Genomic DNA, 14458 nt, shown 5'->3' with positions numbered 1-14458 from the left:
GAGCTGAGCCATGAAGCCGATCGTCGCGAACAACAAACCGGCACGAGTCGACCTGAAAAAAGGCGAGGAATATTACGCCTGCGTCTGCGGTCGTTCCAACAACCAGCCCTTTTGCGATGGCTCTCACGCCGGCACCGGGTTCTCGCCCAAGGTGTTTACCGCCGAGGAATCCGGCGAGGCCTACTTGTGCCAGTGCAAGCATTCGGCGAATTTGCCCTATTGCGATGGCACCCATAAGCAATTTGACGACAGCGCCGTCGGTAAGGAAGGGCCGGGGCGTCCGGCTGATGCCGGTGAAGCCCCGGAGGCCAAAGCAACCAAAGAAGAGCCTACGGTCGAATTCATTCACCAGCTGGCGCGGGACGGGTTAACGAAGGTGGGCCACCATGGCCCGTTGACCGCGATGGGGGTACCCCGTCATTTGCTGCCCCACTGGGACGATCTGCAGATCATGACGGCGCAGCTGGCGACCCAGCCCCTGCTCGAAGACGTGGCCGTGAGCACCGAACTGGTTATCGGCCCCGGGGCGAACAAGCCGTTGACCCTGGCGATCCCGCTGTTGGTGTCCGACATGAGTTTCGGCGCCTTGTCCGAAGAGGCCAAGGTGGCGCTGTCCAAGGGGGCCGAGCTGGCCGGTACGGGCATCTGTTCCGGGGAAGGGGGGATGCTGCCCGAGGAACAGGCTGCGAACTCCCGGTATTTTTACGAACTGGCCAGTGCCCGGTTTGGTTACGACGAAGCGAAACTGAAAAACGTACAGGCGTTTCATTTCAAGGGCGGACAGGGGGCCAAAACCGGCACCGGCGGTCATCTGCCGGGGAACAAAAACGTCGGTAGAATTTCCCAGGTACGCGGCCTTCCCGAAGGTGAACCGGCGATCTCACCGCCGACGTTTACCGACTTGCACAGTGCCGGGGATTTCAGAAGATTTGCCGATCGGGTGCGCCAACTGACCGGTGGCATCCCCATTGGTTTCAAGCTGAGTGCCAACCATATTGAAGAGGACATTCAATTTGCCCTGGATGCCAGTGCCGATTACATCATTCTGGATGGCCGTGGGGGCGGCACCGGTGCGGCCCCGCAAATGTTCCGGGATCACATCAGTGTCCCCACCATACCGGCGCTGGCTCGGGCCCGCCGTTACCTGGACGCGCAAGGTGCCAGCGGGCGGGTCACTCTTATCATTACCGGTGGCCTGCGCACCCCGATGGATTTTGTCAAAGCCCTGGCGTTGGGTGCGGATGGGGTGGCCCTCGCCAACAGTGCGATGCAATCCATCGGCTGCGTCGCGGCGCGGATTTGTAATACCAACAACTGCCCGGCGGGCATCGCCACCCAGAATGCGGATTTGCGTCAACGCCTGAACGTCGACAAGTCGGCACAGCAGCTGAAAAATTTTTTCGAGGCGTCGGTGGAATTGATGCAAGTGATGGCGCGGGCCTGCGGCCACCGGGCGTTAAGCGGGTTCAGCAAAACAGATCTGGCCACCTGGCACCGCGACATGGCGCTGTTATCGGGGGTGAAGTTTTCGGGGCTGCATGAACCGGATAGCCAATGGTAAATCACCTTGGGAGGTTGCTATGAAAGGTACGTGTTTGTGCGGTTCGATAGAAGTGGTTGCAGACAGCCAGGCGGACGTGGCGGTCTGTCACTGTTCCATGTGCCGGCGCTGGTCGGGCGGCCCGATGTTTGCGGTGCATTGCGACTCAAGTGTGACTTTCACGGGGGGCGAGCCCGCCACCTACCAGTCGTCGGATTGGGCCCAGCGCGGTTTCTGCCCAACCTGCGGCACCCACCTGTTTTATCATCTGCTGCCCGGCGACGAGTACATTATCCCCGCTGGCCTGTTCCAGAACGAGCCCTTTGTGCTGACCAGCCAGATATTCATCGACGAGAAACCCCCGTATTACGACCTCAAGAACCAGACGCCTACCCTGACCGGCCAGGAGGTGTTCGAAAAATATGCCCCAAAAGCGTAGCGCGGGGCGGCGAATCGGGGAGGTATTGCTAACCTTGAAGGGTGGCCGTTGTCAGGTCTGGTCGCCAACCTGTCTGCGGAGCGTGCTGCAGAGCTGCTTGCCTGACGAGTGCCCACTTGTCCCGGTTACGCGCTGAGTTGCGCGCAGGCCGGGGGTACCCCGGGGTGCCGTTTGCACGGCATCAGCCAACTCAGGAGCCCCACCATGAAAATTCATGCCTTTTTTATACTCGCGGCCGCCACCACATTGCCTTTCAATGTCTGCGCGAAAGACGCACCCGCTATGGATGGCAAGCAGGTGTCCGAGCAGTTCGTGGCTGACCAGCGCCGCAATCTCGCCAGCAACACCGACGGCAAGGGCTTTGGGCCCCAGTCGCCCCGGGACCTCAGTTCCACGGCCGGAAGCAATCCCGTGGTGTTCAGCGTGGCGCCGGCCTACACCGAGATGAATCTTTGCGACATTCATTTTCACAAGAACGCAGAGCACAAGGGAGGAGCGTTCACCAAGTACGCCGGCAATGGGGATGGTGAAGGCTATCTGGGGGGGTATCAGTATTCGGGGCAACTGCATGAGGGCGAATTGGCGGCGGTTGAGGAGGAAGTGTGCCCCAGTGAGCATGGCAGCCTCTACCCCGGTGATACCATTGAAGTCCACTACGTCTATTCCACCGCCCGGGTCGCACCCGGTCCCACCCTGGGCTCCTGTTTTAACGATTCCATCCAGAACCCGCAACTGCGGGTGGAAGCGCAGGTGTACGTGCTGGTGAATGACAGTGAGGCCCGCAATTTTGTGGCACTAACCCGTCACGAACAAACCAATGGGCTGCATCAGGCGGTGAATCTGCCCAACGACACGGGAACCCCGGTGCAATACGCCGGTTCGACCACCGGCCCGGGCTACAACGAGGCCGGTTCGCCGTTTCAGGTCACCTGGAATGTGCGCCCCGAAGTGCTCAAAGTGAACCTCGCCACCGTGGGCGAGTGGTGCCAGGGCAACGTCTTCGAGGAAGATCACGCCCATGGGGTCCGCAATCTGGTCACCAACCCCGAGTTGCTGTCCGAGATCAGGTAGCAGCAGTCGCGGACAGGCCATGCCCGCATCCGGGAATCAGCGCCGGGGTGTGGACGAGGGGGCGGCGTCAGGCTGTGCTTCCGGTGCGGCCTGCGCGAACGCCGCCAGTGCCCGGCAGTTGGCGGTGATGCGCCGGATGGCCGGGTAAGGCGTCAGGTCACACGCGAAGCGCTCGGCATTGTACACCTGTGGCACGAGGCAGATATCCGCCAGGGTCGGGGCGTCACCGTGGCAGAAGTCGCCGCCGCCCGTCCCCCCGGACAGCATGGCTTCCAGGGCGCTGAAGCCCTCGGCGACCCAGTGGCGGTACCAGTCGAGTTTGCCGTCCTCGTCCACGCCCAGCTCCCTCACCAGGTACTTGAGCACGCGCAGGTTGTTGAGCGGGTGAATCTCACAGGCAATCAACTGGGCCAGGGCACGCACCCGGGCGCGCCCGGGTGCATCTTCGGGCAGCAACGCGGGCCGGGGGTAGCGCTCGTCCAGGTACTCACAGATGGCCAGCGACTGGGTCAGGGTGTCCCCCTGATCGGTAACCAGCGACGGCACCAGACCCTGTGGATTGCGCCTCAGGTTGGCGGTCTCCCGCTGCTCGCCTTTGACCAGATTGATGCTGGCCTGATCGTATTCGACGCCTTTGAGGTTCAGGGCGATCCTGACCCGGTAGGCGGCTGATGAGCGGAAGTAACTGTAGAGTGTGGTCATCACCGGAATCTCCTGTTTACCGCGGACGGCTCAATCGGGCTGGTACTTGACCACCTGCTGATCGATGGCGCCGAATATGCTGTGCCCATCCCGGTCGAACATCTCGATGCGGACACGGTCGCCAAAGCGCATGAACGGTGTGTGGATGGCACCGTGCAGGATCTGCTCCACCATGCGTTGTTCGGCCAGACAACTGTAGCCGACGCCGCCATCGGCCACCGGCTTGCCGGGACCGCCGTCGGGGCCCGGATTGGAAACGGTGCCCGAACCGATGATGGCACCGGCGCCCAGGTATCGGGTGCGGGCCGCGTGGGCCACCAGTTGCGGAAAGCTGAAAATCATGTCGGGCCCGGCTTCGGGCACGCCGAATTTTTCGCCGTTCAGGTGCACGGTCAGGGGCAGGTGGACCCGGCCATCCTGCCAGGCGTCCCCTAATTCATCCGGGGTGACCGCGATGGGGGAGAAGGCCGAAGCCGGCTTGGCCTGAAAGAAACCAAATCCCTTGGCCAGCTCGCCGGGAATGAGCCCCCGCAGACTGACGTCGTTGACCAGCATCACCAGTTTGATGTGTTCGGCCGCCTGCTCGGCGGATACGGCCATGGGGACGTCGTCGGTGATCACGGCGATCTCCCCTTCGAAGTCGATACCGTGATCTTCACTCACCGCTTCGATGTCTTCAGTGGGGGCCAGGAACCGGTCGCCGCCGCCTTGATACATCAACGGGTCGGTCCAGAAGGATTCAGGCATTTCGGCGTTGCGGGCCTGGCGGACCAGTTGCACATGGTTGAGGTAAGCCGAACCGTCGGCCCAGTGATAGGTCCGAGGCAGGGGGGAATGCAGTTGGGTGCAGTCCAGCGTGAAGGCCCCGTCGAGCGTGCCATTGTTGAGCTCGGCGTAGCGGGCCTCAAGGGCAGGGCTGATGACCGCCCAGTGTTCGACGGCCTGTTGCAGGGTCGGCGCGAGATCAGTGGCGCGGACGGCCCGGGTCAGATCACGGGAGACAATAATCAGCTCGCCATCCCGTCCATTGTTGAGCGTTGCCAGTTTCATGGTGGTGTGTTCCTTTTGGTCTGGGACGGAGCCGCCGGCTCCGAGTATCAGTGTAATGAGCCCGGTCAGCGCTGGTCGGGGTTGAAGTTGGCGCGCAAGGTGGACCAGACATGGACATAATCCTGCTGGCGGAAATCCGCCTGCAGCGCCGCTTCGGTGGGGTGAAACACGTAGCGGCTTTCAAACATGAAGGCCAGCGTGTTGCCCTGATACTGGGGCTCGAGCGTTGCGCTGGCCGCCTTGTCGAAGGACGCGGCATCCGGCCCGTGGGGGGACATGCAGTTGTGCAGGCTGGCCCCGCCGGGCAGAAAGCCTGCCGCTTTGGCATCGTATTCGCCGTGAATCAGGCCCATGAATTCACTCATCAGATTGCGGTGAAACCAGGGCGGCCGGAAGGTGTGCTCCGCCACCATCCAGCGGGGCGGAAAGATGACGAAGTCCAGATTCGCCATTCCGGGGGTATCGGATACCGACGTCAGCACGGTAAAAATCGACGGATCGGGGTGATCGAAGCTCACGGTGTTGATGGTGTTGAAGTGGGCCAGATTGTACTTGTAAGGCGTGTAGTTACCGTGCCAGGCGACCACGTCCAGCGGCGAGTGGTCAAGCCGGGTTTCCCAAAAGCGGCCGGAAAATTTGGCCACCACCCGAAAGTGGCCCGGCTGATGTTCGTAAGCGGCCACCGGGGCGAGAAAATCGCGGGGGTTGGCCAGCCCGTTGGCCCCGATGGGGCCGAGTCCGGGCAGCTCCAGCGGGCTGCCATAATTTTCACAGACATAACCACGGGCCACCTTGGTGCCGGCGCCCCGGCGCACCTGGAATTTGATGCCCCGGGGGATGACCGCGATTTCGCCGCTGTCGACTTCAAGCTCGCCCAGTTCGGTGCGCAGACGCAGGGCACCGAGCTGCGGCACGATCAGCAGCTCGCCGTCGGCATTGTAAAAGAAGCGCTCCACCATATCCGCGTTGAAGGCGTAGACATGCACCGCTGTGCCCGTCTGGGTGCCGGCATCGCCGTTAACGGCGATGGTCAGCAGACTGTCGATAAAATCGGTCGGGGTGTCGGGCAGCGGTGCAGGATCCCAGCGCATCTGGTTGGGATCCGCTGCGGGTCTGGCCGGAGGTGCGGTGTGTACCCGGTCATTGTCCAGGGGTTGATAGGCGCTGTGCGCCGCAGAAGGCCGGATGCGATACAGCCAGCTGCGCAGGTTCCGGTGCCGGGGTGCAGTAAAGGCCGAGCCGGTTAATTGCTCGGCGTACAGGCCGTAGGCGCACTGTTGCGGCGAGTTCTGGCCCTCGGGCAAGGCGCCCGGCAGTGCTTCAGTGGCAAAGTGGTTACGGAAGCCGCTCTGGTAATGCAGTTGATCAGCCATCAAGGTGTCCTCGTTTCAGTGCTGCCGCAGGGTTGACGCGGGCTGCTCTGCGGGCGGTGCGTTATCCTGGCCGGCAATGCCCATGGCCTCCTCCAGAACCGTTTGTTCCCCGATGTGGTTGGCAAGCAGCAAGATCAGGCGGGCGTTGATGCGCTCGCATTCCGGCCCGGAGCGCTCGCGATACAGGTCGGTCAGCGCCGCATAAAAGGCGTCGGGGTCGGTGAAGTTGGGGTTCAGCTCAAGCCGTGACATGTTGAATCTCCCGGGACGCCAGATGCATACCCAGCACCTGGTCCATGGCATGGTTAACGTGGTGGGCGTCGAAACGCGCCCAGCGGGCGGCGATATGCTGATCCGGGCGCACCAGATAACAGGCACCGGCCGTCAACCCGTAGCGCTGGGTCACCAACTTCTGAGGGTCTTCGATCAGTGTAGTACGCGGGAGACCCGCCAGCGCCGGCGCAATCGGCCCCAGCAACAACAGGTCCAGCAGCGGGCGCTCGTCAAGCAGGGTTTGCAGGGAGGGCTGCAGGGCCGCGGCCTGGTCGGCGGGCAGCCGGCCATCCAGCAGGAGCACAAACCGATCCCCCAGCTGGTTGAGCAACCAGCGCTGGCCATCGCCGCCCCCGATCGGCGCATCCTGAGCGGAGCAGCCGGGGCCCACAGCCGCCGGCATGGTGGGTTCGTTGGCCCCATTGAGTGGGGAATGGCGGTAGCGGCAAGGCAATGACAGCCGGCCGCTGTTCACCAGACTGCGCGCGAATGGAAAAGTTTCGGCCAGTTCCAGGGTGGTGTCGCGGAACAGCTTGCTGATGGGGCTCTTGGGCGTAATAAAGTCGGTGGCCCGGGTCGAGTGAAGAATGTTTTCCGCGGCCCCCTGCTGGCGCTCGGTGTTGTAGGTGTCGAGCAGTGCGGGCGGTGCCTGCCCCTTCAGCACCAGCGCCAGTTTCCACGCCAGGTTGTCGATGCTCTGGGCACCGCCATTGGCGCCGCGGGCGCCAAACGGCGAGACCTGATGGGCTGCGTCCCCCATGAAGAACACCCGGTTGTGGATAAAATGATCCATCTTGCGGCAGCGGAAGGTGTAGACGCTGGTCCACGCCAGTTCGAACTCGACGTCTGCGCCCAGCATGGCCTGCACCCGGGGGCGGATGTTTTGTTCTTGCCGTTCTTCGTCGGGGTCCGCATCCCAGCCGAGCTGGAAATCGATGCGCCAGACATTGTCGGGCTGCTTGTGCAGCAGCACGGACTGGTCGGGATGAAACGGCGGGTCGAACCAGAACCACCGTTCGGTGGGAAAGTCGGCGGTCATGATCACGTCTGCGATCAGAAAGCGATCCTGGAACACCTGGCCTGTGCTTGCCAGCCCCAGACGGTCACGGATCCGGCTGTTGGCGCCGTCAGCCACCAGCAAATAGTCACAGCTGAGTTGGTAGTCCCCGTCCTCGGTCGTCACGGTCACCACACTGTGGTCAGTCTGGCTGTCCACGTGGGTAACCTTGTGTTGCCAGCGGAGGTCGATGTACCCGGCAAGCTGCTGGGCGCGATCGACCAGATACTCTTCCAGATAGTACTGCTGCAGGTTGATGAACGCCGGAATGCGGTGGCCTTCCTCGGGCAGCAGATTGAAATCGTAGACTTCGCGTTCCTGAAAGAACACCCGGCCACGCTGCCAGGTGACCCCTTTGTCGAGCATCGGCTGGGCGCAGCCCAGCCGGTCCATGATTTCCAGGGTGCGTTTGGAAAAACAGATGGCCCGCGAACCGACGCTGACGGTGTTGTTGTCGTCCAGCAGGACGCTGGCAATACCTTGCTTTGCCAGGTCAATGGCCGCGATCAATCCCGTCGGACCGGCGCCAACAATGATCACCGGGCGGTGCGGCACGGAGGGGCAATCAAGCTCCGGCGCGCGGCGGTAAGGATAGATTGGATTCTTATAATTATCAGGCATTGTTTGCTCCGGTGACGCCGCCCGCTGACGGCGTGACACTGCCCCGGGCACAGCTCCGGGGCCACAGGGTTACTGGCGTTCGACCACGTCCTGAAGGGCGTGCCACATCTGGGTGTCGCGTTCTGCCGTCCAGATGCGCGGATCGGTGTATTCGCCGCCGGCCTCGTCGTAACAGCGGGTGATGTTAAAGGGCAGGCAATGATCAAATATCACCCAGTGACCATACTTGGGCTTCAACAGGGCGTAGGTGTCGGCGTAGCACTGCGACAGAGATTTACCCGCCGCCTTGCCGGCTCTGACGCTCTCATACATCTCGGCGAGGAAGTCCCGGGTGCCCTGAATTGCTTCCTGGCATTGTTCGGGGGTCTGCAGGGCATCCCCACGTCCCGGCACCAGTTTCTGCGGATTGAGCGCCAGCAGGCGATCCAGAGTGGCGGGCCAGTCCTCGTGGTAGGCGTCGCCGGTGTAGGGGGTGGCGCCGTATTCGACCAGATCGCCGGAGAACAGCACCTGCTCCTCGGGCAGCCAGACCACCGTGTCACCCTTGGTGTGGCCATGGCCCAGGTGGAGAATGCGTACTTCGCGCGCGCCCATGAACACGGTCAGCTCCTGCCGGAACACGATGTTCGGCCAGGTCAGTCCCGGCACCGAATCAACGCCCTTGAACAGGCGCGGAAAACGGCCCACCTCGGATTCATAGTCCTGTGCGCCACGCTCGACGATCAAATCGTAGGTGTTCTGACTGGCGTAAATGTTGTCGGCCTGATAGGCCGAGGCACCCAGCACCCGTACCGCGTGGTAATGGGTCATGACGACGTGCTTGATCGGCTTGTCGGTGACCTCGCGAATCCGGCGGATGACATCCGCGGCCATGATGGGGGTAGCCTGCGTGTCGATGACCATCACGCTGTCGTCACCGATGATGACGCCCGAGTTGGGGTCGCCTTCGGCGGTGTAGGCGTACAGGCCCTCAGCCAGTCGGGTAAAGCTGATCTGCTTTTCTTCAGTGTCTGCGTGCGATGCGAACTGTTTGCTCATGGTTGCTCCGGTCCCGTCGGGTGTTCGGTTCGGCAAGATGCCCCGATTGTTTTTTTGATCATAATAGTTTCTTTTGAAACTTCTTGTCTAATTGAGGGGGCGGTATTCGGTGGGCGGAGCGCTTGGTTCTGTTCAAAAGTTGTACTAAATCAATGGGTTTGTCTGTTGGTTATACTTAAGTCTAGGGTATTGTTTGTACAAATTAGTTGCGCGAGATACCAATGGCCGGCATGGTGGTTCTGTCGGTGCAAGCCCGGCGCTCGCTCTTTTATGGATGACAGCAGGGGTGTATAACAATGAATAAAATAACTCACCTAATGATCGGCGCTGTGGCGTCTGCCAGTCTCATGCTGGCAACTCCGGCAGTGGCGCAAACCACCATCAACGTCAGCAGTTGGGGCGGCCCCAATCACGGCATCAATACCATCGTCTGGCCAACCTGGAAAAGTTGGATAGAAGAAGCCACCGATGGGCGTGTCACCCTTCAGGTCACCGAAGGCCTCGGACCGCCCCCGTCGCAAATGGCGCTGGTGGCCGACGGGGTCGCCGACGCCAGCTGGATTTTCCACGGCCACATGGCCGGGCGCTTCAAACTGACCCAGCTGCCCGAGTTTCCCACCTTTGAGGCCTTCTCATCTGAAGTGGCCTCGGCCGCCTATTGGCATACCCACCAGGAACATCTGGCCCAGGCGCGCGAGCACCGCGGTCTGGAGGTGATGGCCATGGGGATCCACGGACCTGGACAGATATTTACCAGCAAAAAAATTGAGACCCTCGATCAGTTGTCCGGAAACCGGCTGCGTATCGGTGGCGGGGTGATGTCCGGACTGGCGAACGCGATCAACGTCACCGGTGTGGCGCTGCCGCCGACCGGTGCCTATGAGGCGGCCTCGCAGGGGGTCATTGATGGCGCCATGCTGACGCTTGAGAGTCTGCGCAGTTTCCGGTTGGCGGAAGTGTCTCCCTATACGCTGACCGTGGACGGCGGTTTCTACCGTGGCAGCTTTGCCATCGTCATGAATCCCACGGTGTGGGATCGGGTATCCGCGGCGGACCGCAAAGCCATCGAGGCGGTGTCGGGGGAGCGCCTGTCGCGCCTGTTCGGTTACATGATGGATGTGTCCGATCGGCGCGGGGTCGAGTTTGCCAAACAGCAGGGCAATACTTTCACCCAGGCTGATGAAAAAGATATCGCCATGTTGCGAGAGGTTTCCGACCGCCTGATCGCCGATTGGGCCAAGGCGGTCGGCTCGCAAGGATTCGATCCACAGGAGGCCTTGCAGTACTTCCGGCAGCGGCTTGCGGTTGAGGCTGGAAAAGACAGCATCGACGCGCTGGTCGACGCCATCTGAAACACACCAATCCAAAAAAAGCACACAGAGACTTGAACATGCAGACCACGACAACAAGCTGGTCAACCATTGGGCAGGTCTTGCAGCGCGTCCTGGAGGGGGTGGCCGGTGCCACCCTTTTCGCGTTGATGCTGCTGACCACCGTGGATGTGTGTGGCCGCTATTTTTTTAACTCGCCGATTACCGGCACCGTGGAGCTGACCCAACTGATGCTCGCGGCGCTGGTGTTTCTGGCGCTACCCATGGTGTGCTGGCGGGAAGAGCATATCAGTGTCGATCTGCTGGATGCGGTGTATCCGGCCCGTTGGGTGTGGCTGCGTCAGTTGCTGGTCAATCTGATCGTGACCGCCGCCTTGTGGGTGATGGCGGGGCGGGTATGGGTTCTCGGGATGCGGGCCTTCGATTGGGGGGACGTCACCGAGTTTTTGCGTCTCCCTACCGGTTATCTGATCTGCCTGATGGCGATATTGCTGGGCATCTCGGCTTTGCTGTCGTTGGCGCGGGCGGTTTGTTATCTGCTGGAAGGCATCGGCCGGGTCATTCAGGGTGGGCCATTGAGCCCGGGGAGACACAATGATTGAGTCGATATACGGCTTTGCGGCGCTGCTGCTGTTGGCGTTTCTCCGCGTACCCCTGGCCTTTGCCATGGGCATTGTCGGCTTTGTGGGCTACTACTACCTGACCGGCAACTGGACTGCGGCGGAATCCATGGCGGCCCGCCGAACCATCGACACTGCCATGGATTACGGTTTGTCGGTAATCCCGTTGTTCATCCTGATGGGCAACCTCGTCTCCCAGGCGGGGCTGTCAGATGCCTTGTTCCGCGCGTCTAATGGTTTTCTCGGCCATCGCAAAGGGGGGCAGGCGATGGCCACCATTGTTGCCTGTGGCGGGTTCAGCGCCATTTGCGGTTCGAGTCTGGCAACGGCCGCAACCATGGGTCGTGTGGCCATGCCGCAGATGCGCAAGTATGGCTACAAAGACTCACTGGCCTCGGCGGCCATTGCTGCTGGCGGTACCCTGGGAATCCTGATCCCGCCCAGTGTGATGCTGGTGATTTACGGCATACTCACCGAGACCAGTATCCGCGAGCTGTTTGCAGCGGGCTTTATTCCGGGATTGTTGGGGATTTTGTTTTATCTGGTGGCCGTCAAATGGGTATTGTGGCGCGATCCGGCGGCGGGACCGGCGGGGGAACGGGAAACCTGGGTGGCGCGATTGACAGCGTTGAAGAGCGTGGGCAGCACGCTGGCGCTGTTCGTATTGGTCATCGGGGGGATTTACCTGGGTATCTTCACGCCGACCGAAGCAGCGGGGGTGGGGGCCATGGGTGCGTTCGTGATCGCGCTGTGGCGCCGGACCCTTACGCCTAAGGTATTGATGAGCGTGCTGATTGATACGGTGCGGACCACCGCAATGCTGTTTGCGGTGGTGCTCACTGCGCTGATCTTTGCCAATTTCATTAACCGGGCGGGGCTGCCGAATGATCTGTTGGCGCTGGTAAACAGCGTCGATGTGGCGCCGTTTATGGTAATCTTGGTGATTCTGGCCATCTACGTGTTGCTCGGTTGTGTGTTCGAAAGCATGTCAATGCTGCTGCTGACCGTGCCGGTGTTTTTTCCAGTGGTGGCGGGTTTGGGTTACGACCTGGTGTGGTTCGGGATTCTGGTGGTAATTGTCATCGAGATCAGCCTGATCACTCCACCGGTCGGAATGAACGTTTTTGTATTGCGGGCGGTGTTACCGGATGTGAGTACGGGGACCATTTTCCGGGGGGTAACTCCGTTTTGGGTAGCGGGTACGTTGCGTGCTCTTCTGGTGCTGGTGTTTCCAGGTGTTGTGCTCTTCCTGCCACAGCTGCTTTACTAGAGAGTTGTTGTCATGGACAAGTACCACAAAAGTGCTGTGGACCGCAGCAAGGGCGCAGCCGCAGACCCGACAGGAGATGGCGGCACCCAAACCACCAAGCCGGTCCGGCAGGAGCTGGACCTTAACCAGTTTTTGCCTTACCGGCTCAACCGGTTGGCGGATCGGATCAGCGGTGAACTGGAGCGCATGTACTCGGAACGCTACGGCCTGAATGTCGCCCAGTGGCGGGTGCTCGCCTGGCTGAGCCACTGCGACGACTTGACCGCCAAGAAAATCTGCGCCTACACCAATATGGACAAGGCGCGGGTGTCACGCGCCATCCGGGCGCTGGAGGAACGGGGGCTGATCTATCGGTCGCCTTCGCCGCAGGATCAGCGCATCCACGACCTCCATCTGACGCCCGAGAGTGCCCGCATGCTGGATGATTTGATCCTCGATGCCCAGGCCTGGGAGGCCGAACTGATGTCCACACTCAGTGTGGAAGAGTATCGCAATTTGCTTAACTCCATGAGCAAACTGGAAAGACAACTGAACCGGATGGGTGATTGAGACAGGTTATGAACAGCTGATGTTAGGGTTAAAAATAGCGGTGTTTGCGTTCGCGACCTGTGCCACACCGGGGCCGGTGAACATCCTGGCCAGTATCTCCGGAGCCAACAACGGGCTCAGAGCGAATGTGCCTTTTGTGTTGGGCGCCACCGCCGGGCTGTCGCTGGTTATTCTCGTCGCCGGGTTCGGGGTCAGCCAATTGCTGAAGACCAATACGTATCTGGCCAATGCGCTGGTGCTGGTGGGCTCTGGGTATATGCTCTATCTGGCATCCAGAATGGCGCGCTCAGACACAGCGCTGGACAAAACCGCCGGTGAGGCGCGGATACCGGGGTTTTATCAGGGCTCGGTGCTGCAGATCATCAACCCCAAAGCCTGGCTGGTGTCCATGGCGGGGGCGGCCCTGTATCTGAATCGGGAGGAGTACCTGTTCACCCTGGCGTTATACGTATCGGTGTTCTTCCTGGTGTGTTTTGTGTCTGTGTATCTTTGGGTCGGCCTCGGCCGGTTGATAGCCACCAGGCTGCAAAGCAAACACTTATCGCTGTTCAACAAGTCCATGGCGGGTGTACTGGTCACCTTGGTGGTGTACAACCTGTATGACACCTTTGCCGGCTATGGGGCGTGACCACAGCCCGGGGCCGCACCGGGCAGCAGATCCCTCGATACCCATGGAAGTATCATCAGTCTCTTGAGAGACACCCGAAATGCGCCGCTGCATGGGATCTCTGCACAACCTGTCTGCACCCTTGCCTCTGGCCCCCGCCGGACTCTGATTTCCCCCTGAAGCCTTGTGAATCACTGCCAGGGCCCAAAAAGGCCCATTGGTCGGCGGGGTGTTTTTTGGTATACAAGTGACATGGTTTCGCCGTAACAATGGAGTGTCCTCATGCTGCCAAAAGACATAGTGGCGCAGTTTATCGCTGATATTCAGGCCCAACGGTTTGACCAGGCCAAGGGTTCGCTGGTGACCGAGGGTTTTGAATACGTGGGGCCGAACATGCGGTTCCTCAGCCCCGATGACATGTTGTCCTATCAGTTCGGGATGGCGGCGATCCAGAAAGACCTGATCATCCGCCAGCTCAGCGCTGACGGCGAGCATGTGTTCGCAATCCTCGATTACCGCACCAATTTTGAGCCCATTGGGGATGTACGCCTTGCGGTCTGGTTCCGAGTGCGAGGCGATAAAATCCAGACGGTCGAAGCCTTCTATAACGCTGCCGTGGTTGAAAACATGTTGGGGGGCAATCTCCCTTCCGCCGGCCACTGACAGCAATAACTTCTCACCGTGTAAACCCGCAGTTCGCCCCGCTTGCCAGCGATCGCTGAAGTGCTGCATGACCTCCGTGGAGCGCCCCGAATGACCGGCGGAAACGCCCGGCAGTAATAGCGTATACGTTATTTAGTTGTGCGCAGACTGGCTACTTGGTGAAGCGGTGCATTGACTTTCACTGCGTCACACGGACGTTCCACCTGACGAATTCTCTATAACTTTTTGATTATTATAAGTTTGTTTGTGGCGGT

At 60.7% G+C, this 14458-nt stretch carries 15 protein-coding genes; 9 read left to right on the top strand and 6 right to left on the bottom strand.

Going from position 1 to position 14458, the window contains the following annotated elements; all coding sequences use genetic code 11:
- The first annotated feature begins 10 nt into the window (after positions 1-10).
- From BG841_RS05480 to BG841_RS05470, 3 genes are all read left to right on the top strand, one after another.
- A complete protein-coding gene (locus BG841_RS05480) occupies positions 11-1561 on the top strand; it encodes a glutamate synthase-related protein (protein ID WP_070056733.1) in 1551 nt (516 codons plus the stop codon).
- Positions 1562-1580: 19 nt separating this feature from the next.
- Positions 1581-1979: a GFA family protein gene (locus tag BG841_RS05475; RefSeq protein WP_070056732.1), complete on the top strand. Its 399-nt coding sequence runs from the start codon at positions 1581-1583 to the stop codon at positions 1977-1979.
- A 204-nt stretch (positions 1980-2183) separates the two neighbouring features.
- Complete coding sequence (locus BG841_RS05470; RefSeq protein WP_070056731.1) at positions 2184-3050, top strand: delta-class carbonic anhydrase; 867 nt, start codon at positions 2184-2186, stop codon at positions 3048-3050.
- A gap of 36 nt (positions 3051-3086) precedes the next feature.
- Here BG841_RS05470 and maiA read toward each other — a convergent pair whose 3' ends face one another.
- From maiA to BG841_RS05440, 6 genes are all read right to left on the bottom strand, one after another.
- On the bottom strand, positions 3087-3752 hold the full coding sequence (gene maiA, locus BG841_RS05465) for a maleylacetoacetate isomerase (protein ID WP_070056730.1): 666 nt from the start codon (positions 3750-3752) through the stop codon (positions 3087-3089).
- Between the two features lie 30 nt (positions 3753-3782).
- Positions 3783-4802 (bottom strand): fumarylacetoacetate hydrolase family protein, encoded by a 1020-nt coding sequence (locus BG841_RS05460; RefSeq protein WP_070056729.1) that lies wholly within the window; start codon positions 4800-4802, stop codon positions 3783-3785.
- Positions 4803-4867: 65 nt separating this feature from the next.
- On the bottom strand, positions 4868-6175 hold the full coding sequence (gene hmgA / locus BG841_RS05455) for a homogentisate 1,2-dioxygenase (protein WP_070056728.1): 1308 nt from the start codon (positions 6173-6175) through the stop codon (positions 4868-4870).
- A gap of 15 nt (positions 6176-6190) precedes the next feature.
- Complete coding sequence (locus tag BG841_RS05450; RefSeq protein WP_070056727.1) at positions 6191-6427, bottom strand: DUF2783 domain-containing protein; 237 nt, start codon at positions 6425-6427, stop codon at positions 6191-6193.
- Entirely contained in the window at positions 6414-8126 is a 1713-nt protein-coding gene (locus tag BG841_RS05445) for an FAD-dependent oxidoreductase (protein WP_070056726.1), read from the bottom strand. The genes BG841_RS05450 and BG841_RS05445 overlap by 14 nt, the downstream gene beginning before the upstream one ends.
- A gap of 69 nt (positions 8127-8195) precedes the next feature.
- Complete coding sequence (locus BG841_RS05440; protein WP_070056725.1) at positions 8196-9164, bottom strand: MBL fold metallo-hydrolase; 969 nt, start codon at positions 9162-9164, stop codon at positions 8196-8198.
- A gap of 296 nt (positions 9165-9460) precedes the next feature.
- Here BG841_RS05440 and BG841_RS05435 point away from each other — a divergent pair, with 296 nt between their 5' ends.
- The 6 genes from BG841_RS05435 (at position 9461) to BG841_RS05410 (ending at position 14204) form a co-directional block, all read left to right on the top strand.
- On the top strand, positions 9461-10516 hold the full coding sequence (locus BG841_RS05435) for a TRAP transporter substrate-binding protein (RefSeq protein ID WP_070056724.1): 1056 nt from the start codon (positions 9461-9463) through the stop codon (positions 10514-10516).
- Between the two features lie 38 nt (positions 10517-10554).
- Entirely contained in the window at positions 10555-11097 is a 543-nt protein-coding gene (locus tag BG841_RS05430; RefSeq protein WP_070056723.1) for a TRAP transporter small permease, read from the top strand.
- Positions 11090-12385 (top strand): TRAP transporter large permease, encoded by a 1296-nt coding sequence (locus BG841_RS05425; RefSeq protein WP_070056722.1) that lies wholly within the window; start codon positions 11090-11092, stop codon positions 12383-12385. Before BG841_RS05430 ends, BG841_RS05425 begins: the two co-directional genes overlap by 8 nt.
- Before the next feature lie 12 nt (positions 12386-12397).
- Positions 12398-12934, top strand: coding sequence for a MarR family winged helix-turn-helix transcriptional regulator (locus tag BG841_RS05420; protein ID WP_083260184.1), 537 nt, complete (start codon positions 12398-12400; stop codon positions 12932-12934).
- Positions 12935-12953: 19 nt separating this feature from the next.
- Positions 12954-13562, top strand: a complete 609-nt coding sequence (locus BG841_RS05415) for a LysE family translocator (RefSeq protein WP_141737061.1) — start codon at positions 12954-12956, stop codon at positions 13560-13562.
- A gap of 261 nt (positions 13563-13823) precedes the next feature.
- Entirely contained in the window at positions 13824-14204 is a 381-nt protein-coding gene (locus BG841_RS05410; protein WP_070056720.1) for a nuclear transport factor 2 family protein, read from the top strand.
- Positions 14205-14458 lie beyond the last annotated feature (254 nt).

Source organism: Marinobacter sp. X15-166B (assembly GCF_001752365.1).
GTDB lineage: Bacteria > Pseudomonadota > Gammaproteobacteria > Pseudomonadales > Oleiphilaceae > Marinobacter.
The sequence above is the reverse complement of the archived record's forward strand: the minus strand, read 5'-3'. Positions and strand labels throughout refer to the sequence as shown.